Source organism: Arthrobacter sp. LjRoot78 (assembly GCF_964254335.1).
In the GTDB taxonomy this organism is placed as follows: Bacteria; Actinomycetota; Actinomycetes; order Actinomycetales; family Micrococcaceae; genus Arthrobacter.
The window spans coordinates 94,924-114,014 of the sequence record NZ_CAXUTG020000001.1 but is presented as its reverse complement, the minus strand read 5'-3'; the positions used below and the strand labels follow the sequence as shown (position 1 = coordinate 114,014).

23 protein-coding genes are annotated in these 19,091 nt (G+C 66.5%); 13 read left to right on the top strand and 10 right to left on the bottom strand.

The window, feature by feature from the left end:
* Together ACSQ1X_RS00600 and ACSQ1X_RS00595 are read right to left on the bottom strand one after the other, a co-directional pair.
* Positions 1 to 807 carry an HpcH/HpaI aldolase family protein gene (locus tag ACSQ1X_RS00600; protein ID WP_436056263.1) on the bottom strand — a complete coding sequence of 269 codons (807 nt, stop codon included), beginning with the start codon at positions 805 to 807 and terminating at the stop codon, positions 1 to 3.
* 120 nt (positions 808 to 927) lie between these two features.
* Complete coding sequence (locus ACSQ1X_RS00595; RefSeq protein WP_347893927.1) at positions 928 to 2,292, bottom strand: MFS transporter; 1,365 nt, start codon at positions 2,290 to 2,292, stop codon at positions 928 to 930.
* A 300-nt stretch (positions 2,293 to 2,592) separates the two neighbouring features.
* Between ACSQ1X_RS00595 and ACSQ1X_RS00590 the strand changes: the two genes are divergently transcribed.
* The 8 genes from ACSQ1X_RS00590 (at position 2,593) to ACSQ1X_RS00555 (ending at position 10,263) form a co-directional block, all read left to right on the top strand.
* Positions 2,593 to 3,990, top strand: a complete 1,398-nt coding sequence (locus ACSQ1X_RS00590; protein ID WP_436056262.1) for an LLM class flavin-dependent oxidoreductase — start codon at positions 2,593 to 2,595, stop codon at positions 3,988 to 3,990.
* A 42-nt stretch (positions 3,991 to 4,032) separates the two neighbouring features.
* Positions 4,033 to 5,349 carry a flavin monoamine oxidase family protein gene (locus ACSQ1X_RS00585; protein ID WP_436056261.1) on the top strand — a complete coding sequence of 439 codons (1,317 nt, stop codon included), beginning with the start codon at positions 4,033 to 4,035 and terminating at the stop codon, positions 5,347 to 5,349.
* Entirely contained in the window at positions 5,346 to 5,861 is a 516-nt protein-coding gene (locus ACSQ1X_RS00580) for a flavin reductase family protein (protein ID WP_436056260.1), read from the top strand. The genes ACSQ1X_RS00585 and ACSQ1X_RS00580 overlap by 4 nt, the downstream gene beginning before the upstream one ends.
* A 27-nt stretch (positions 5,862 to 5,888) precedes the next feature.
* On the top strand, positions 5,889 to 6,485 hold the full coding sequence (locus ACSQ1X_RS00575) for a flavin reductase family protein (protein WP_436056259.1): 597 nt from the start codon (positions 5,889 to 5,891) through the stop codon (positions 6,483 to 6,485).
* Complete coding sequence (locus tag ACSQ1X_RS00570) at positions 6,482 to 6,898, top strand: ester cyclase (RefSeq protein WP_436056258.1); 417 nt, start codon at positions 6,482 to 6,484, stop codon at positions 6,896 to 6,898. The genes ACSQ1X_RS00575 and ACSQ1X_RS00570 overlap by 4 nt, the downstream gene beginning before the upstream one ends.
* 46 nt (positions 6,899 to 6,944) lie before the next feature.
* Entirely contained in the window at positions 6,945 to 8,531 is a 1,587-nt protein-coding gene (locus ACSQ1X_RS00565) for an aldehyde dehydrogenase (NADP(+)) (RefSeq protein ID WP_436056257.1), read from the top strand.
* A 98-nt stretch (positions 8,532 to 8,629) separates the two neighbouring features.
* On the top strand, positions 8,630 to 9,415 hold the full coding sequence (locus ACSQ1X_RS00560; RefSeq protein ID WP_436056256.1) for a 2-keto-4-pentenoate hydratase: 786 nt from the start codon (positions 8,630 to 8,632) through the stop codon (positions 9,413 to 9,415).
* A 2-nt stretch (positions 9,416 to 9,417) separates the two neighbouring features.
* Positions 9,418 to 10,263 (top strand): fumarylacetoacetate hydrolase family protein, encoded by an 846-nt coding sequence (locus ACSQ1X_RS00555; RefSeq protein WP_436056255.1) that lies wholly within the window; start codon positions 9,418 to 9,420, stop codon positions 10,261 to 10,263.
* 55 nt (positions 10,264 to 10,318) lie between these two features.
* On the opposite strand, the gene ACSQ1X_RS00550 is transcribed toward ACSQ1X_RS00555, so the two are convergent.
* The 5 genes from ACSQ1X_RS00550 to ACSQ1X_RS00530 all read right to left on the bottom strand — a co-directional run bounded on the left by ACSQ1X_RS00550 (position 10,319) and on the right by ACSQ1X_RS00530 (position 14,323).
* A complete protein-coding gene (locus ACSQ1X_RS00550; protein ID WP_436059229.1) occupies positions 10,319 to 11,314 on the bottom strand; it encodes a ribokinase in 996 nt (331 codons plus the stop codon).
* Positions 11,298 to 11,951 (bottom strand): DedA family protein, encoded by a 654-nt coding sequence (locus ACSQ1X_RS00545; protein WP_436056254.1) that lies wholly within the window; start codon positions 11,949 to 11,951, stop codon positions 11,298 to 11,300. The genes ACSQ1X_RS00550 and ACSQ1X_RS00545 overlap by 17 nt, the downstream gene beginning before the upstream one ends.
* Positions 11,948 to 12,508 carry a hypothetical protein gene (locus ACSQ1X_RS00540; RefSeq protein WP_436056253.1) on the bottom strand — a complete coding sequence of 187 codons (561 nt, stop codon included), beginning with the start codon at positions 12,506 to 12,508 and terminating at the stop codon, positions 11,948 to 11,950. The genes ACSQ1X_RS00545 and ACSQ1X_RS00540 overlap by 4 nt, the downstream gene beginning before the upstream one ends.
* Before the next feature lie 49 nt (positions 12,509 to 12,557).
* Positions 12,558 to 13,661: an FAD-dependent oxidoreductase gene (locus tag ACSQ1X_RS00535; RefSeq protein WP_436056252.1), complete on the bottom strand. Its 1,104-nt coding sequence runs from the start codon at positions 13,659 to 13,661 to the stop codon at positions 12,558 to 12,560.
* Between the two features lie 107 nt (positions 13,662 to 13,768).
* Positions 13,769 to 14,323 carry a cysteine hydrolase family protein gene (locus tag ACSQ1X_RS00530; RefSeq protein ID WP_436056251.1) on the bottom strand — a complete coding sequence of 185 codons (555 nt, stop codon included), beginning with the start codon at positions 14,321 to 14,323 and terminating at the stop codon, positions 13,769 to 13,771.
* Between the two features lie 252 nt (positions 14,324 to 14,575).
* Between ACSQ1X_RS00530 and ACSQ1X_RS00525 the strand changes: the two genes are divergently transcribed.
* Positions 14,576 to 14,920 (top strand): YegP family protein, encoded by a 345-nt coding sequence (locus ACSQ1X_RS00525; protein WP_436056250.1) that lies wholly within the window; start codon positions 14,576 to 14,578, stop codon positions 14,918 to 14,920.
* Here the strand turns inward: ACSQ1X_RS00525 and ACSQ1X_RS00520 are convergent.
* Positions 14,917 to 15,522, bottom strand: a complete 606-nt coding sequence (locus ACSQ1X_RS00520) for a hypothetical protein (protein ID WP_436056249.1) — start codon at positions 15,520 to 15,522, stop codon at positions 14,917 to 14,919. The genes ACSQ1X_RS00525 and ACSQ1X_RS00520 overlap by 4 nt on opposite strands.
* 134 nt (positions 15,523 to 15,656) lie before the next feature.
* On the opposite strand from ACSQ1X_RS00520, the gene ACSQ1X_RS00515 reads away from it, so the two are divergent.
* Both ACSQ1X_RS00515 and ACSQ1X_RS00510 read left to right on the top strand, forming a co-directional pair.
* Positions 15,657 to 16,058: a YidH family protein gene (locus ACSQ1X_RS00515; RefSeq protein ID WP_055802121.1), complete on the top strand. Its 402-nt coding sequence runs from the start codon at positions 15,657 to 15,659 to the stop codon at positions 16,056 to 16,058.
* A gap of 2 nt (positions 16,059 to 16,060) precedes the next feature.
* Positions 16,061 to 16,423: a DUF202 domain-containing protein gene (locus ACSQ1X_RS00510; RefSeq protein ID WP_055802124.1), complete on the top strand. Its 363-nt coding sequence runs from the start codon at positions 16,061 to 16,063 to the stop codon at positions 16,421 to 16,423.
* A gap of 58 nt (positions 16,424 to 16,481) precedes the next feature.
* Here ACSQ1X_RS00510 and ACSQ1X_RS00505 read toward each other — a convergent pair whose 3' ends face one another.
* Both ACSQ1X_RS00505 and ACSQ1X_RS00500 read right to left on the bottom strand, forming a co-directional pair.
* Positions 16,482 to 16,658 carry a hypothetical protein gene (locus ACSQ1X_RS00505; protein WP_436056248.1) on the bottom strand — a complete coding sequence of 59 codons (177 nt, stop codon included), beginning with the start codon at positions 16,656 to 16,658 and terminating at the stop codon, positions 16,482 to 16,484.
* A gap of 68 nt (positions 16,659 to 16,726) precedes the next feature.
* The gene (locus ACSQ1X_RS00500) at positions 16,727 to 17,611 is read right to left on the bottom strand and encodes an SGNH/GDSL hydrolase family protein (protein ID WP_436056247.1); all 885 of its coding nucleotides are present in this window, start codon (positions 17,609 to 17,611) and stop codon (positions 16,727 to 16,729) included.
* 173 nt (positions 17,612 to 17,784) lie between these two features.
* On the opposite strand from ACSQ1X_RS00500, the gene ACSQ1X_RS00495 reads away from it, so the two are divergent.
* Both ACSQ1X_RS00495 and ACSQ1X_RS00490 read left to right on the top strand, forming a co-directional pair.
* On the top strand, positions 17,785 to 18,237 hold the full coding sequence (locus ACSQ1X_RS00495) for a DapH/DapD/GlmU-related protein (RefSeq protein WP_055802127.1): 453 nt from the start codon (positions 17,785 to 17,787) through the stop codon (positions 18,235 to 18,237).
* Positions 18,238 to 18,392: 155 nt separating this feature from the next.
* On the top strand, positions 18,393 to 19,082 hold the full coding sequence (locus ACSQ1X_RS00490; RefSeq protein WP_436059228.1) for a hypothetical protein: 690 nt from the start codon (positions 18,393 to 18,395) through the stop codon (positions 19,080 to 19,082).
* The last annotated feature ends 9 nt before the right edge of the window (positions 19,083 to 19,091 follow it).

Sequence of the window (19,091 nt, the reverse complement as noted above, 5' to 3'; positions counted from 1 at the left end):
TTAGTGCACGGCTACGCAGGCGGTCAGGCCAGTGGATGCCGCAACGGCGGCTCGTGCCGCGACGGCCAACAGGCCGGTGTCCGATGCCACTGGCATGAAGCGAAAGCCGCGGGCGGTCATCTTTTCGGACAGGACCGGTTCGCCGGTGTAGATGCCGGGGATCACGCCGGCTGCCGTGCAGCGGCGGGCGATGTCCGCGAGGATCCCGTCCGGGCCTTCGCCGGTGAGTTCCTCCAGCGTCACCCCTAGGCTGAGGGATAGGTCGTAGGGGCCGACGAAAATGGCGTCCGGCCCGGTGGCAAGGATGGCGTCAAGGCTGGCCAGGCCTGCGGCCGTTTCGATCATGAGGATGCACAGTGCGTCGTCCTGCAGGTTCCCGGGGACCGGCTTGGGGTACCGGGGGCTGCGGCGGGTTGGCCCGTAGCTGCGCCTGCCGCGGGGAGCAAAGCGGGTGGCCGCAACCAGGGTGGCTGCGGTCGCAGCGTCCTCCACGGTGGGAAAGATGATTCCGCCCGCACCCGCGTCGAGCACCCTGGCGAGGGTGCCCGCTTCGTGGCCGGGAACGCGGACGATCGAAGGGACACCGAATAAGTGGGCGGCTTCGATCAGGGGCTGCAGCTCTGACATTTCGGGTGCGCCGTGCTGTCCGTCGATGCAGATCCAGTCGAATCCTTCGGCCGCTAGGGTGTCCACCACCGCCGGATCCCGGAAGCTCACCCACGCACCGGGGTGGATGCCGCCGTCGTCAAGGGTCAGGCGGGGAGTGGGGAGTCCGGTGGAGTGGGCGCTTTCACCGTGGATCTTCATGATGTTCCTTCCGGAGGCGTGTCGATGATTCTTGGCGTTACAGTCGATGATTCTTGGCGTTACAAAGGGACGCCTGGCCGGAGTCAGCCCGGCCAGGCGTCCCGCCGTATGAAAGTGGAATTATCGCTGGAGCACTGCTTTGCCCAGCGGCGCGGACGTGTCGCTCAGGCTCAGGCCCTTGGTCTCAGGTGCCAGGTACTGGGAGATCACGGCACCGAGCACACAGATGCCGGCGGCGATCAGCATGGTGGTCCCGACTCCGAGGCCGTTCACAGACATGGGCAGGATGAAGGTTCCCGCAGCCGCACCAATCCGCGAGAACGCGGTGGCGAAGCCGACCCCGGCGCCGCGGATTTCGGTGGGGAACACCTCGCCGGGATAGACGCCGGTCAGGGCGGTGGAGACGGCATTGAAGAAGGAGAACACCATGAAGCTGATCAGGATGACCATCGGAGACAGGTGCGAGAACAAGCCGATGACCACAAGCGCGACGGCGGCGATCCACATGGGCGGGATGGACAGCTTGCGTCGGCCCACGCGTTCGATCAGGTACATGGACGCCAGTGAGCCTGCGACCACCACGCCGTTGAGCAACAGTGCTCCGGCCAGGCCGTCTTCGACGCCGAGGCTTTCCAGGACGATGGGTGCGAAGGTGGCGATGGCGAAGTACGGGGTGACGTTGCAGACCCAGTACATGCAGACAAAGATCGTGGAATTGCGGTACTGCGGCGAGAACAGCTTGGCGAAGTTGGGCTTCTCAGATTTCTCGTGCTCCAGGTCCTTGATGTCGGCGTCCTCCATGCACTGGTGGGCGATGGCAAATGCCTCCTCACGCCGTCCCTTACTGATGAGCCAGCGCGGCGATTCGGGCGACCCCAGCCGGAGCAGGAACACGATCAGCGACGGAACGGTGCTCATGCCCAGGATGATCCGCCAGTCCGCGTCGATCGAGGTGGACATGTAGTAACCGACGGCGTAGGACAGCAGGTAGCCGACGTACCAGGCGACCTCCTGGAAGGCCATCAGCTTGCCCCGCAGCCTGGCGGGTGAGAACTCCACCAGCAACGGCCAGCCGATGGCGTAGTCGGCACCAATCGCCATGCCCATGACCAATCGGATGATGAACAGCTGCCACGCGTCCGCCACGAAGAACTGTGCGGCCGAGCCAAGAAGGAAGATGGCGAGGTCCACGATGAACATCGGCTTGCGGCCGATCTTGTCCGCCAGGTAGCCGCCGATCGGGCCGCCGAAGAAGATGCCAATGAGTGCCGAGGCGCCAATCAGGCCCTGCCAGGTAGCGGACAGGCCCAGGTCTGCCGTCAGGGCCGGCATGACCAGTCCGATGCCGCCCAGGATGAAGCCGTCGATGAACATGCCGCCGGCGATCACGCCGCTGAGCTTCATGAGGAACTTCTTCTTTTGCGGATCCTGGGGAGCCGATGACTGCACGAGCGGCCTCGCGGCAGGTGTAACAGGTGTATTCACGATGGACTTCCTTGTAGATCGTGCCAATTCGAACGGATAAGAGCGCCGGCGATATCAGCGCGGCGGTGTGGAGGGCGTTGGGAGCCATGTCCTGGTTCGTTCACTTTTCGAACGCCATGGTCAAAAATATGGCATGCGCCACATTCCATGTCAATAGGCGATCCGCAACGTGAAGAACGAAAAATGAACCCTTGACAGTGAGCTGAGTTACATTCTAAATTGAACGCAGTGTTCATTTAATGAACGTCAAACTGAAATTTGTCGCCGTATTCGGCACGAGTCCAAGGAAGTACCGCTGCCATGAAAAACGAACCTCTCAGCCTTTTCGCCTTTGACGTCTTCGCCCCCTCACACCTGACCTCCGGGTCCTGGCGGAACGACGGGGACCAGGGCTACCGATACACCGACCTGCAGTACTGGACCGGCATCGCACAGAAGCTGGAAAAGGCCGGGTTCGACGGGATCTTCTTCGCCGACAACGTGGGCTACCACGACGTCTACCGCGGAAACGGCGATGCCGCCCTTCGCGATGCCGCGCAGTTCCCGATCAACGACCCGACCGTACTGATCAGCGGCATGGCCGCCGTCACCAGGCACCTGACCTTCGGGGTGACGGTGTCGGCGACGTATGAGCCGCCCTACCTGCTGGCCCGTAAGTTCAGCTCACTGGACCACCTCACAGCAGGCCGCGTGGGCTGGAACATCGTGACGTCCTACTCGGAGGCCGCTGCCCGCAACCTTGGCAAGCAGCAACAGCTCACCCCGGCCGAACGTTACGACCTGGCCGACGAGTACATGGACGTCGTGTACAAGCTCTGGGAGGGTTCCTTCGAGGAGGACGCCGTGGTCCGCGACGCCGAATCCGCCACCTATGTCGACCCGGCGAAGGTGCACCCGATCAACCACTCCGGCCAGCACTTCACGGTGCCCGGTTTCCACCTCTGCGAGCCTTCCCCGCAGCGCACCCCGGTCCTGTTCCAGGCCGGCGCTTCCTCAAGGGGCATGGAGTTCGGCGGCAAGCACGCCGAAGTGGTCTTCCTCCAGGGCACGTCTGTGGAAGGCACCAGGCGGTCAGTCGACAAGCTCCGCCAGGCCGTGGCGGACGCCGGCCGTGATCCCCGGGACGTCAAGATCGTCGTCCTGCTCACCGTCGTCGTCGCGCCCACCGACGAGGAAGCCCAGGCGAAGTACCGCAGCGCCGTTGAAACCGCCCCGGTCGAAGGCATCCTGGCCCGCTTCAGCGGCTGGACCGGCATAGACATGTCCGAATACGAACTGGACACTCCCCTGCGGTCCGTAGGCACCAAGGCAGGGCAGTCCATGGTGGACATGTTCTCCAAAGCGGACCCGGACCGGGACTGGACGCCGCGCCAGATCGCAGAATTCCTCGCCGTCGGCGGCACCGGATCCACCATTATCGGTTCCCCGGAAACCGTGGCCGCCGAACTGCGCCGCTGGCGCGACGAGGCAGACATCGACGGCATCAACCTCAGCTACACCACCAAGCCGGGCAGCTGGGAAGACTTCATCGAGCTGGCACTCCCGGAACTCCGCGCCCAGGGGATCATCGCCCCGGAACGCAGCGGAGACCAGGAACCCGTCACCCTGCGCGAAAAGCTCTTCGGCCAGAAATACACCCTGGCCGGCCACCCGGCCACGGCACAGCGCGCCGCTCACCTCAGCGACGCTGCCCGCTAAACGCGGCCGCCATCAACGGAATTATCACCAAAGGATCCTTCAATGACTGAACAAACTGACGTCGTCGTCATCGGTGCCGGGCTGGCCGGCCTCATCACTGCCCGCGAACTCGGCAACCGCGGCCACAAGGTGGTCGTCCTGGAAGCCCGCGAGCGACTGGGCGGCCGGTTGTGGACAGAGAACCGCCTGGGCCGGAAGCTGGAGCTCGGCGGAAACTGGCTGCACTGGACCCAGCCGCACGTCTGGGCCGAGGTCACCCGCTACGGGCTGGAGGTCTCACGCGGGCCGCGCTCGGAAGAAACCTACTGGCTGGCCGGCAATGAAGTGCGCCGCGGCAACCTGGACGACTTCATGAAGCTGATCGATCCGGGCATGACCCGGCTGCTGGAAGACACCATGAAGTGGCTGCCGCGCCCTGACGCACCGCTGACGGTAGAGAACCTGGCCGAGGCCGACCAGTACAACCTGCAGGAAATGCTGGACAAGCTGGACCTCTCCGAGGACGAACGGAACGCGAACGAGGCCGCCTGGGTGGGCCACTTCAACGCACCCCTGGACCAGTGCGCCTACGTCAACGCCCTGCGTTGGACCGCCGGGTCCTCCGGACACTGGCACCTGATGCACGAAGCCTCCGCGATCTACCGCCTGACGAACGGGAACGACACCCTGGTGACCGCCATCGCCGAGGACACCAACGCGGACATCCGCCTCAACACCCCGGTCACCGCGGTCCGCCACCACGCCGACGGTGCCACCGTCAGCTACGGCGACGGCCGGGAAATCCTGGCCAGGAAAGTGGTCATCACCCTGCCGCAGAACATCCTGCACAAGCTCGACGTCGAGCCCGCACTCTCGGACGGCAAGCTCGCTGCCAGCCGGGAAAAGACCGCGTCACAGGGCGTCAAGGCCTGGATCCGGGTCAAGGGCCCCATCAAGCCGTTCTTCGCATACTCCGCCCAGGACAAGCCCCTCTCGGTGATCCGCACCGAGTTCGTCGGCGAAGACGACGCGGTACTGGTGGGCTTCGGCGCCGACGCAAACCGCATCGACGTCACCGATCCCCGGCAGATCCAGGACGCCATCAAGGTCTGGCGCGATGACCTGGAAGTCCTCGAGGTCACCGGTCACAAATGGGGTGAAGACCCCTACGCGGAGGAAACCTGGCAGATCCAGCGCCCCGGCCAGCTCACCAAGTACCACCAAGCGCAGCAGGCCAGTGAAGGAGCCCTCCACTTCGCCAGCAGCGACACCGCGAACATCTGGGCGGGCTTCTTCGACGGCGCCATTGAAAGCGGCCTCCGGGCAGGCCGCAACATCCACGCAGAGCTGAAGGCCGCCGCACCGGAAGGACAGTCATGACCGCCACCGCCATGGCCCCCAGGACCATCGACTCCGACCGCTACCGCGCCGTCATGCGGCACCTGCCAACAGGTGTAGCGGCCGTCTGCTCCACCGATTCGGTGACCGGCATCCAGAACGGCATGATCGTGGGCACGTTCGCCTCCCTGTCCATGGAGCCGGCGCTGGTGACGTTCAGCGTCATGCACAGCTCCACCAGCTGGCCGAAGATCTCCGAGGCCGCAACCTTCAGCATCAGCCTGCTCGCCGAGGACCAGCAGCAGGTGTGCCGCGCACTGTCCGCCAAAGGCGAGGACAAACTCAGCTCTGTTGGCTGGTCCGAGTCCGGCTGGGGCACCCCGCACCTGCACGGCTCCCTGGCCTGGTTCGACTGCCGGGTTGAACAGCAGTTCACCGCCGGAGACCACGTCGTCGTCATCGCCAACGTGCTGGACATGACTCCCGCTGAGCGGGCTTCCACCCCGCTCATCTTCCACGGCGGCCGCTTCGGCAGCTTCCGCGAAGCCGCCTGATACGCCTTGATGTAAGGAAACCCAGACATGGATATCACCCCAGCCAGCACCACTGCTCTGGCAGACAAAACAGCAGACATCACACCCGCCTACTACCGCCAGGTCCTGGGCAAACTCCCCACGGGAGTCACTGCCATCACCGGCATCAATGACGACGACGAGAAGCTCGGCCTGGTGGTCGGCACCTTCCAGTCACTCTCGCTGGATCCGCCGCTGGTCATGTTCTGCGTGGACAAGTCCTCCTCCAGCTGGCCCAAGCTGCGCAAGCTGCAGAAGTTCACCGCCAACATCCTGTCCGATGACCAGATCAACATCTGCCGGTCGCTGTCCCGCAAGGGACCGCAGAAGTTCGAGGGCCTGCCCTGCACCGCGGGCCCCCTCGGCACCCCGCACCTGGACGGCGCCACCGCCTACATCGACTGCCTGGTGACGGCCGAGGTTGTCGTGGGAGACCACTACATGGTGGTGGGTGCCGTGACCGGCATGAAGGAAGGGAACGGCGATGCGCTGCTCTTCCGGGCCGGCAAGTTCGGCCAGTACCTTCCCATCGAGATTCCCGCACCCGCCGAACAGGCAGCACCGGCATCCGTACCCGCATCAGCACCGGCAAGGAGCGCATCATGAGCCGCCAGCAGACCATCCTCAGGGCTTGGAACAGCGCATGGGGCGACGGCGACCTGACCGCCTTCGAGCAGATGCTCGCACCGGATTATGTCCGCAGGTCCAAGTCCGGCAGTGAAGACTACGCCACCCTGCGGAAGACCATTGAGGCCACCCACGCAGCCTTCCCCGACACCACCACGGAGATCCTGCACATCCTCGAGGACGGTGCCACCGCTGCCATTCACTGGCAGACCAAGGGAACGCATCAAGGCGAGTTCATGGACGTACCCGCCACCGGACGCACCATCACCGTCTCCGGCGCGTCCTTCCTCCGTTTCGACGGCGACAAGCTGGCCGAGGAATGGGTGGTCTGGGACCCCCGCGAACTCCTCTCCGCACTCGGGATCTGGCACCTGGGCCCCGGCAACGCCTGACCAGGACCTCTCCCACCAACTTCTTACCGCCCAGGAGGGCGCCATCATGACACTTAACGGACATTCCCTCATCGCAGGGCACCCCGCCGCGGGAACCAGCGGAACCGCCCATGGAATCAACCCGGCAACCAGCGAGCAGCTGGAACCGGCGTACACCCTGATCAGCGACGACCAGCTGCGGACGGCCACCGAAGCCGCCGCGGACGCCTTTGACTCGTTCAGCACCCTCGAACCCGGACAGCACGCCCGGTTCCTGGACGCCATTGCCGAAAACATCGAAGCGATCGGCGAGGAGCTCATCGAGCGGGCATCCGCCGAAACCGGCCTCGGCGTGGACCGCCTCCGCGGCGAACGCGCCCGCACTGCCGGCCAGCTGCGGCTGTTCGCAGAGGTGGTGCGCGGGGGCGATTTCCGCGGCGTCCGCATCGATCCCGCCTTGCCGGACCGGGCACCGCTCCCCCGGGCCGACATCCGGCAGCGCCAGATTCCCCTAGGTCCGGTGGCTGTTTTCGGCGCCAGCAATTTCCCGCTGGCCTTCTCCGTGGCCGGGGGCGACACCGCGTCCGCGTTTGCGGCAGGCTGCCCCGTGGTGGTCAAGGCCCACAACGCCCACCCCGGCACTGCCGAACTCGTGGGCCAGGCCATCGTCAACGCCGTCCGCGATTTGGGCCTGCATCCGGGCGTGTTTTCCCTGGTCTACGGTTCCGGTGCCAGCATCGGCCAGGCATTGGTGGCAGACCCGAACATCAAGGCCGTGGGGTTCACCGGATCCCGCGCCGGCGGCACCGCGCTGATGCGCACCGCCGCGGCCCGGCCCGAGCCCATCCCGGTCTATGCCGAAATGTCCTCGATCAACCCGGTCTACGTCTTTCCCGGAGCCCTGTCCGGCACCAAGGACGTCGAGGCGCTGGCCAGGCAGTACGTCGCCTCGGTGACGGGCAGTTCCGGGCAGCTCTGCACCTCCCCGGGACTGGTCTTCGTCCCCGCGGGTGAGGCGGGCGACCGGTTCGCTGTGGCCGTCGCCGGCGAAATCACCCCGTTGTCCGGGCAGACCATGCTCAGCGGCGGGATCGCCTCGGCCTGGCACCACCGCCACGACGCACTCGAGGCCGCTGCCGACGTCGAACTCCTCGGTCGGGGTCATCAGGGCCCCGGCGAGAACGCACCCGCACCGGCGGTCTTCAGTTCCGAACTGGACGTCTTCACCGGCAACCCGGTGCTCCACGAGGAAATCTTCGGCGCGGCCAGCCTGGTGGTCCGCTACAAGGGCGTCGATGACCTGGTTGAAGCAACCGGCAAGCTCGACGGCCAACTGACAGCCTCGCTGCACGTCACCGAGGAAGACTACGCCGCGGCCGCACCGCTCATCCCGGCATTGGAACGCAAGGTGGGCCGCATCATCATCAACGGATGGCCCACCGGCGTCGAAGTGGGCCACGCCATGGTCCACGGCGGACCGTACCCCGCCACCTCCGATTCAAGAACGACGTCGGTGGGAACCCTGGCCATTGAACGGTTCCTCCGCCCCGTGGCCTATCAGGGGTTCCCTGAGCAACTGCGGCCCGCGCCGCTGCAGGACGCCAACCCGTGGAACGTCAACCGCCTCATCGACGGCAAGCCGGAACAGCACTAGGCCCGGCGCCAAAACCCCGCAACTTCCGGCCCCGGGCATGCCTCTCTCGCACGAGTCGCCCGGGGCCGGATCCCCAACCATTGAAATTTGAGGAAACCATGTCCACCATCACGCTTGAAGACGTCGCCGGCACGCTCCGCACCGCCCGGCTGCAGGGACAGCCCGTACCTGCGCCCACGGAAACCTGGCCCGCGCTGGACGCCGACGGCGCATTCCAGGTCCAGAAAATCAACGTTGACCACGCCGTCACCGGAGGGGACCGGCTCGTCGGCTACAAGCTCGGCAACATCGCCAAGGTCATGCAGGACGCCTTCGGCCTGGACCAGCCGGACTACGGCCACCTGCTGGCAGGCATCTTCGAATTCGAGGGCGCCACCCTCCAGCGGGACAACTTCATCGCACCCTACGTGGAACTCGAACCCGCCTTCGTGCTCCGCTCACGCCTGGGCGGCCGGAACACCACGATCGCGGACGTCATCAACGCCGTCGACTACGCGCTGCCCGCCATCGAGATCATCGACTCGCGCGTGAAGGACTGGGCCATCGGGCTGCCGGACACCCTGGCGGACAACGGCTCCACCGGCGCCGTCATCCTGGGCGGCACACCCCGCAAGGTCACCGACCTGAACCTGCGGGACACCCGCGGAGTCCTGACCTTCAACCACCGCGAAGTCATCGCAGGGACCACCGGCAACATCCTGGGAAACCCCCTCGCCGCCGTCGCCTGGCTGGTCAACCGCCTTGCCGACTACGACGTCGAGTTTGAAGCGGGCCAGGTCATCCTTCCCGGCAGCTGCCTCCAGGCCGTACCGATGAACGAGGCCGGCCGCTGGTCCGGAACGTTCGAGGGCTGGGGCACGGTCGAGTTCGACGTTTCGGCCTGATCATGCGCCTGGCCAACATTTCCGGACGCCTCCACCTCGTCACCCCCGATGACCACGTCATCGATGTTTCGATGGAAACCGGCGGACATTTCAGCCCGCGGATCCAGGACTGCTACGAGCGCTGGCCGGAGCTTCGCAGCGTGGCCTTCACGCTGGAGCAATGGAGCGGAACCCCGCTGGCCGACGTGCCGCCGTCGTCCTTTGGAAATCCCGCGCCGCAGCCCCGGCAGGTGTTTGCCATCGGGCTGAACTACGCGGCGCACGCCGCCGAGGCCGCGCTGGAGGTACCCGATGACCTCACGGTGTTCACGAAGTTCGTGACGTCCCTGACTGGTCCGCACGGGACCATCGTCCTCCCGCAGGGCACGGTGGACTGGGAGGTCGAACTCGTCGTCGTCATCGGCCGGGGCGGGACCCGCATCCCCGTTGAGGAGGCGTGGAAGCATGTGGCGGGCCTGTCCGTGGGACAGGACCTCTCGGAGCGCACGCTGCAGCAGACAGGGCCGGCGCCGCAGTACAGCCTGGCCAAGTCGTTTCCCGGGTTTGGACCCATCGGGCCGCTGCTGGTGACTCCTGATGAGTTTGATGACCCGCACCGCATCGAACTGGGCTGTTCGATCAACGGCGACGAAGTCCAGAAGGGGAACACCGCTGACATGGTGTTCCCGGTGCCGGAGATCATCGCCCGGCTTTCCCAGGTGACGCCGCTGCTGCCCGGAGACGTGATCTTTACCGGCACGCCTCCCGGGGTGGGCGTTGGCCGGGTGCCGCAGCGCTTCCTCAAACCGGGGGATGAACTGGTCACCTATGTGCGCGGCATCGGCGAGATGCGGCACACCATGCAGTAGCGGCAATAGGAGTCAGCGGGCCGCCGGACCTTATCGGACCGGCGGCCCGCTTCCGTCAGCCTCGTGCAGACCGCCGCAGCCGCTCCACGTCGGCAACTCCGGCGTAGGCAGCCTGCGTGCCCTTGCGTGTGGCGGCAAGCGCCGCCGCCGCTGAGGCGAAGGCTGCGGCTTCGGCCAGCGGCTCACCGGCCGCGAGCCGCGCAGCCATGGCGCCGGTGAACGCGTCGCCGGCTCCCGTGGTGTCCACGGCATGGACCGTGACCGGCGCGATCCGGGTGACGCGGTCCGCTCCGGCGGCCAGCGAGTCAAGAACCACCGAGCCGCTGGAGCCGAGGGTGACCACCACCCGCTGCAGCCCGCGTTCGGCGAACCTTTCCCGGATCTGGTCCCAGCAGGCATCGTCCGCGTCCGCCACAGGAACATCCTGCCCGAGAACCAGCGACGCCTCGTGCGCATTGACCAGCAGCACATCGCACACAGCCGCCAAGGCCTGCGGGATCTCGCCGTAAGGCGAAAGGTTCAGCAAAACTGTCGCGCCGGCGTCGTGCCCTGTCCGGGCAGCGGCTTCAACGGTATCCAGGCTGACCTCAAGGCAGAGGCAGACCACGGAGGCGCCGTCGAACGCGTCCGCGGACGCCGCGACGTCGGCGGGTGCAAGGGTACCGTTGGCCCCGGCGGAGATGATGATGTTGTTCTCACCGTGTGCATCCACCGCGATGACGGCGACTCCGGTGGCAGCGGACTCTGAGATGCGCACGTGCGAGATGTCCACACCGGCGCCGGCGGTGGAGGCCAGGAGCATTTCGCCGTTGGAGTCGTCCCCCACGGCGCCGATGAGGCTGACTGCCCCGCCCAGCAGGCTGGCCGCCACAGCCTGGTTGGCGCTCTTGCCCCCGGGATTGACGGCGAACCCGGTGCCGTGGACCGTCTCGCCCGGACGCGGGAGCCGTTCGCAGTAAATGGTCAGGTCGGCATTGAGGGAGCCGACGACGACGATCCGCCCGTGCGCTTCCGTGCCCCTTCCAGCCGCTCCCCTACGATTCGTTCTGATCCGCGCGTTCGCGCTGCCGCCGGTAGGCCCGCACCGACAGCCATGCAATTGTGGCAGCCAGTGCGGCATAGACGGCGTAATTGAGGTATCTGGAGTAGTCCTCAATGAGCCGGTATTGGGCTCCGAGCAGCACGCCCAGGCTGATCAGCAGCGCGTTCCAGAGACCGCTCCCTGCAATGGTGAAAATGCTGAAAGTGGCCAGGTTCATTTTCTTGGCACCGGCAGGCAACGAAATCAGGCTGCGCACCCCCGGCAGGAACCGGCCGAAGAACACCGCCGACTTTCCGTGGCGCTGGAACCAGTCCGCGGCCTTTTCGAAGTCCTCGCGGTCCATCAGCGGAAGCCGGGACAGGCCGGTGATTGCCCGTTCCAAACCCAGTTTGGCACCCAGCCAGTACAGCAGTAAGGCACCGGCGTACGCGCCGAGCGTGCTGGTGATGAAGACGAGCGCCAGGACCATGCTCCCCTGCTTGGTGAGGAAGCCCGCCAACGGCAGGATGACCTCGCTGGGAATGGGCGGGATGATGGTTTCAGCAAAGGTGAAGAGCCCGACGCCCCATTCCCCCAGCGAATCGATGCCCCGCGCGGCGAAGCCGGCTATCCCGGTGAGCTCATCCACGGCATTTGCGGACATCATGGCTGGACCTGGGCGCCGGGACGGAACCTCATAAAACCGAAGGCTGAGGAAAGCAGGAGCAGCCCGCCGCCGGTGGCAATCAGGTATCCGGCCACGGGAACGGTCCCCGCCTCAACCCCGCCGGAATCGGACGGTGCCGCCGTCAACGTCCGGGCTGAGCGGGACGGCGACGGCGGTGCCGATCCTGCCTGCGAGGCGGCCATGCCCGCGCGGGACGGCGATCCGGAAGACACTACGGGGGCTGGCTCCGGTTCCTGGCCGGCGATGGTTTCCTGTAACGGCATATCTTCCTCGCCCGAACCCGTGACGACGGGTTGCGCTTCGCCGGGACCGGTGCCGTCCTGAGCGGTCCCGGAGGCGGGTCCGGCCGGGGCAGTCGCCGAAGAAGCGGGCGTCCGGGAGGGCGGCCCGCCGGAAACGCAGGAGTCGGCGTCGGCAGCAGGACCCTTCTTGTCCGCGCAGGGTGCGGCACTAGCGGACACAGCGAAAGCCAGGAGGCAGGCAGCCGCGACGGACAGCACCGCGAGGATGCATGGAATCAGTCGACCGTTACGCATGTCAGCCAACGCTACCCGCTCCGGCGGAATCCGGCCTGCCAACCGATGCCTAGCGCCGGGCCGAGAACCTCGCCGGGGCGCTGCCGCCGTCGGCCAGGTCTGCAAGCACCCGGCCAATCGCCGGTGTGAACTTGAACCCGTGTCCGGAGAAACCGGCCCCCACCACCACCGGCCCGAAACGGTCCAGCACGAAGTCCTCATTCGCGGTGCTGGTGTACGTGCAGCTGATCGGAACCGCCGAAGCCGCATCCACGCCCGGCAGCCAGTCCCCGACGTAACGGACCAGCGCCTCCAGCTGCGCAGGTTCGGGGGTGAAGGTCCGCGCGTCCGGATCCGTCACGGGCCCCACGCCGTGCCAGCCTGCCTTGATGCCCTCGCCCGGAGTGAGCATTCCGTAGACCGGGCTGTACCAGTACGCGTCGCGGGGATCGTCCGGGTCGGGGTTGTGGTTGAAACTGGGCCACTCCAGCGAGTCATCCAGCGGCGTGAAATGCGCCGGCTGCTCCTGCGTGACCACGAGCCTCGGAAGCCGGACCAGGCTCCCCGCAAGCTTGGTGGTCCACGCGCCGGCCGTGACCACAACGCGTCGCGCGGTGATCTCGCCGGAGTCACTAACGACGACGACGCGGTCGTCACCGGCGACGCGGATGTCGCGGACCGGCGTCGAGTACTCAAAGCGGGCGCCATGCGCCTCTGCGGCCTGGCGCAGCGCCAGCAGCGCCTCCCCGGCGCGGACCCGGCCGGAGCCCGGAACCACCAGCACGTCGCTCCGGAAGTTCATGCCCCGCCAGCGGTCCGCCGCTTCCGAGGCGGAGATGAAGTGGCTTTCTATGCCCCTCTGGGCATGCGACGACCGGACCTCCTGCAGCCGGCGGACGTTGCCGTGGTTCACCAGGCCCACAAGGTCCAGGAGCTGCCTGCCCGTTTCGGCGGCAAGCTCGTCCCAAAGATCCTTGGCCTCGGTGACCAGATCCAGGTAGTCGGCCTCCGCGTAGGCCATGTTGAAATTCCGGGTTGGGCCATGGGAGGCGCCGATGTGGTGCCCCTGCTCGAACTGTTCCAGGAGCCTGACCGAATGCCCGCGGCGGGCAAGCTGCCACGCTGCAGCGGATCCCATTGCCCCTCCGCCAACTACAACGACGTCAACGTCCACCAAAGCTCCACCCAACTCAATCCCGCAGCCTCTTCGTGAGGCCTGTTACGGGTTCCTATTCTGCCAATTGGACCAGTGGCTCGCACGCGGGGCTGACGGCGACCTGCTCAGTCCTTGAAGGTCACATCCTTGGTGTCCTCCACGGCAGCCGTCCGCCCGGGCGCCGTGTGGTATTTCCAGTACAGGTTGGTGTGCGCGATGACCTTGTCCGGCGGCGGCGCGCCCCATTCGCTCTGGTCCTCAGTGGTGTGTGCATCGCCGACGAGCGTCACGTCATAGCCGCGGACAAAGGCGCCGTGGATCGTGGACCGGATGCATTCATCCGTCTGCGCGCCTGCGACCACGAGTTTCCCCACTCCGGCTTTGGCCAGCACCTCTTCCAGGTTGGTGTCCTCGAACGAGTCCGCAAACGACTTGTGCACCAGCGCTTCAGGGTCCTGGCGCTTCAATTCCGGGACATACTCCCAGGCTTCACTGCCCTTTTCCAGCTGCTCATCCGAGTGCTGGACCCAGACGATCGGCACTCCTTCACTGCGCGCCTTGTCCACGAGCGTGCCGATGTTGGCCACCACCTCGTCGCGCTGGTGCACATCGGCCACCACGCTGTTCTGGACGTCGATCACCATCAAGGCTGTATTGGGTCGATCTGACAATGTGGTCATAACGAACTCCTTGGTGTGCGCTGAGGCAACGGAAGGACCACGGGAGGGCAATCCGTTGCATGCATTTTACGTGGGCTTAACTTGATCGGTCTTGTGAGCCTACAAGGAGCCACGACAGACTTGAAGCACTTGATGAACCGATCAATTCTGATCGTTCGACCAGACCAGCGGAACATGTTCGCAGAGATGCGTTCGGCCCGTTTCACGGCGAAGCCGCCAACGGACGGGCTCCGCAGACCGGAAGGATTAGTTATGGCCGGCAAGTTCGAAGTTTTCCTTGATGCAGAGGCGCAGTACCGGTTCCGGCTGACAACGCCGGACGGAACCGAACTGGCCGTTTCCGGTGCTTACCCCGACAAGTCCTCGGCTGTCGCGGCCATCGAGGCGGTCCGCGAGTGCGCGGGAATGGGACTGATCAGCGACCTCTGCCCGGCGGGCAGTTCGGTGCCGGCACCGGCTTCCGTGATGCAGGGTGCCGCATTGCCGGTACCGGCACCTTCAGCGTGCGAACCCCGACGGGTGCCGGTTGACGGCTTCCGCAAGCACGCCGCGGTGCGCCGCGCCACTGCCACGCCGCATTTGACCGGGGTGGCCTAGGCCCGGCGCGCCCCGGGCGAAGGGCGGTGCAGCGCGAATCCTGCCGCAGCCCAGGCCAGCAGCAGGATTCCGCCGATCGTCAGCAAGTAGCCGGCCGCTGCCAGGGTTGACCGGGGCGGCGTTTGCGGCCGTGCAGGTGCACCCGCCGGAACCCCGGCGGACGCCTCGGCCGATGGCGCGGAACCCGCAGGGGCGGGCGCTCCAGCGAATTCCGACGAGGGCGTGAGGGTTGCATCGCCGGCTGCTGCCGCATCCTCGGTGGTGGTTCCGGGCGCCTGGCTTTGCGGCAGTTCGGTTCCCGGTCCAGGCGGCCGGGCGGTCGACGTCGGGGTGCTTGCGGCCGGCTGACCCGGAACGGTGCCGCCCTGCGAGGGGTCCGACGTCACCGAGGGCGAGGGGGCCGGCGTCGTTGGAACCGCCGTCGTCGGCGTTGCTGGTGCGGGAAGCAGCGGACTCAACGGGACGCAGACGCCGCCGCGTGTCACCGGGACCTGACCTGCGGGGCACGGCTCCGCTGCCGCCGGTGCAGCCAACGCCACCATGCTGAGGACGATGGCGGACCATAGCGACGCAATGCCCATAACCCTCTGTTCGATGCTCACGGCGTACAACGCTACCCAACGGTTCGCCAAAACCGTCGGATCCTCCGCCGGGCATGAGTGGGACACCGCCGCCGGAAACGTGGTAGGCAAGAGAAGGGAGCATCTGCGACCTGCCATGCGCGGAGGGATTAACGTTGCCAGAGAATTCGAATACCGGAGCGAAGGATGCAAGGGGCCGGCTCGCGTCGCGGCTCCTCCGTGGCGGCACCGAACCCGACCCCCGGTTCACCCTGGCAAACGAGCGCACCTTCCTGGCGTGGATCAGGACATCCCTGGCGCTGCTCGCCGGCGGCGTGGCCGTCGAAGCCTTTATGGCCGGTCTCCTGGGTCCCGAGCTGCGCAAGACCATCGCCGTCCTGCTGCTGGTGCTGGCACTGGTGATCGGCGGCGGCTCGTTCTTCCGGTGGCTCAACGTGGAACGCGCCATGCGTTCCAACACGCCGTTGCCGCTCCCCCTGATCGCCCCCGTGCTGGCCATCGGCGGGGCCTTGGTGGCTGCCATCATGGTGGTGTTCGTGATCGCCCGGCCGGCCTGACCGTGACTGCCCCGCATGATCCCGCCCCGGGAGATCCAGCCCGGCACGGCGATTCCGGCCTCCAGCCCGAACGCACGGATCTGGCGTGGGGCCGCACCACCATGGCAATGGTGGTGGCCGCAGCAGTCTTCCTGCGCTGGCTGCCCCACCACGGCTGGTTCGTCGGAACGCTCGTCGGCGGCGCCATCGCTGCGGCCCTGGCCATCAATCTCACCCAGAAGCACCGCTTCCACCGTGCCGTCCGGGGCATCAACCGCGAAACCATGCCACCGCATATAGGTTCGACGGCGGCGGTGGCCGCGAGCGTCGTCGTCCTCGCCCTGTTGGGGATCTACACCGTCCTGTTCCTGCCGCTGCAGCCATGACCCGCGGCAGCCATGACGGAAGGTTTTGGGGACCTCCCGGCGAGGGGAACGCCAGCGGTCAGAAGAGGGTCTGCTGGCCCCCTGCTGATGCGTCGGCGGCCTGCGGCGCCCACTCCGCCAGGGCGAGACGGGCAAGGTCCTTGAACTCCGGGAGCAGGTCGGCAATGCAGGTCTGCCCCTCCAGTACCGGGATCACCACCTGGTTTGCACTGCCATCGGTGCTCAAATCTGCCACTGGCTGAGTTTATGGCAGGCCACCGACACTGTGCGGCAGACACTCCATGGTGCCAAAGGCTGCTCTTCTCAGGCGTGACTCCTGACGGCAACCGCGGGCTGCCCCGGAGTGGTTACCGGGGCAGCAATAGGCTGCTTCGCGATGGGCTCACTGACCTTGGCCGGCCGGCGGACCCGATGCCACGCCCAGGGCAGCAGGTAGCTCCGGGCCCATTGGAGGTCTTCGGCGCGGGTCTGGCGCCAGTTGCCATGCGGCAGTTCGCGGGACTCCAGCGGCTGCAGCAGGTGCTGCACACCCAGCGCATCCAGCACCCTCATCGCCACGGCGTGGTGGCCCAGCGGTGACAGATGCAGCCTGTCCCGGTCCCACATCAGCGGGTCCCTGAGCTCCCGCAGGCCCCACAGATCAGCGATCACGGCATCATGCTTTGCGGCGATCGCGCGGATGTTTTCGTTGAAGACGGCAACCTTTGCCCGGTTGCGGCCCAGCACGGGGGTGGACCCCCAGTCGGGGCCGGTGAACACCACCAGCGTGGCACCGGAAGTGCTCAGCAGCTCCACGCCGGCGTCGAGCCGTTCCGCCAACTTGTCCGGGTCGCTCCCGTGGAAGACCATGTCGTTGCCTCCCGCGGAAAGCGTGACCAGGTCCGGCTGCAGTGCCAGCGCAGGACCGGCCTGCCGTGCCAGGATCTGATCCAAAAGCTGGCCCCGCACAGCGAGGTTCGCGTAGGCGAAGTCCGGGTGGCCGTTACTGAGTTCCTCGGCCACACGGTCGGCCCAGCCCCGCACTCCGCCGGGGCGCCGGGGGTCGGGGTCCCCCGCTCCTTCGGTAAACGAATCCCCGAGCGCCACGTACCGGCGCCACGGGTGCTCGCTGACACCCGCCGCGGTATCCCTGCTGATGACAACGCCGAAGGGCCGGCGTCCTGACAGATCCTTGTCATTCGTGGTCACCACGCACCTCCTTGTGGGAAGCCCTGCGCCCTTTCTGTGAATAACCATTGAAGCGCCCCACATGTTCCAAAAACTGCCCGGAATGCCACATTTGTGAATGGAATGCGCACCACGTTGCCGGCGTTAAAACCAGTGTCCGTTGCTTTGGGTTGCGCCGGACTGACAGGAAGGTCATGAGCAGGAAAATCGAAACAGTCGAAGACGACGCCGGCAAGGTCATGAGCTATCACCGGCACCCTAACGGCGGCGGCCTGATCGGGCGTGGCGCCGAGGTGGACGAGTCGTCCTTCATCAGTTCCACGGCCTATGTGGAGGCCGGCGCCGAGGTGGGGCAAGGCTGCCGGATCGGCGGCGGCAGCTGGATCGACCGGCGGGCGCGAATCGGCCAGCGGGTAGTGATCGGTGATGCCGTGTACGTGGGGCCGGGCGCTGTGATCGGCAACCGGGTCCGCGTGGGCAGCCACTCCCGGATTGGAGCGGGCGCTGTCATTGGCCACGGAGTCCGCCTGCATGGCGACAGCAACGTCGCACAAGGCAGCCGCGTCGGGGCCAGGCCCAGGGCGTCCGCGGGCTCTTCACGGCGGTCCACGCCGAGCGACGGGCGGAACGCACGCAGGGCGGCCTGACGTCAGGGAGGCTGGGGCCGTGGAGGCTGGGGCTGGGGAGGCTGGGGCTGGGGCGGCGTAGCCGACGCCGGGCCCAAAGCCTCTCGTGGACTCCGGCGGATTGCGATTAGCTTAGGGCATACCCACCGTTTGAGCAGTGAAAGCGGGGACGCGTGATGGGCAGCCCATGGAACGCTGATGGCGGCTACGACGAAGGGCCCGACAGCGGGGTCCCGGCCGACAACATGGTCCCCTCCGACCCGGCGGTCCCCTCCGACCCGGTTTCCCGGATCCGGGAAACGGTGGTTGCCCGGCAGGAGGAGCGGTTCGGCGGCATCAAAATCGGTTCGGCCTTCTTCGGCTGCCTGACTGCCGCCGCAATGACTTTCCTGCTGGCAGCTTTGGCTGTGGCGGCGGGGAGGGCCGGGCTTCTGGCCGGCCCGGCCCTGGCCTCGGGATCCGCCGACGCGTCCTCTCCGTTCAGCGGGATCACCGGCACGGTCCTGCTTTTCCTGGTCCCCTTCCTCGCCTTTGTTTCAGGCGGCTATGTCGCAGGACGGATGGCCCGTTTCAACGGTGTCGGCCAGGGACTCATGGTGTGGCTGTGGGCCGTTATCGCGGCCGCGGGAATCGCCCTGCTTGCCCTCGTCAGTAGCGGGCAGTTCAATGCCCTGAACGTGGCCAGTGATTTCCTACGGGTACCCGTCCTTGAGGGCCAGCTGGGTACAACCAGCATTATCGCGGTCATCGCCGTTGCCGCCGTAGCGCTGATGGGAGCCGTTCTGGGCGGCCTGGCGGGAGTCCACTACCACCGAAAAGTGGACCGGGTTGGGTTCGCTCGTGCTGAGGAGCACTACCAGCCGTAGGTTCAGGTG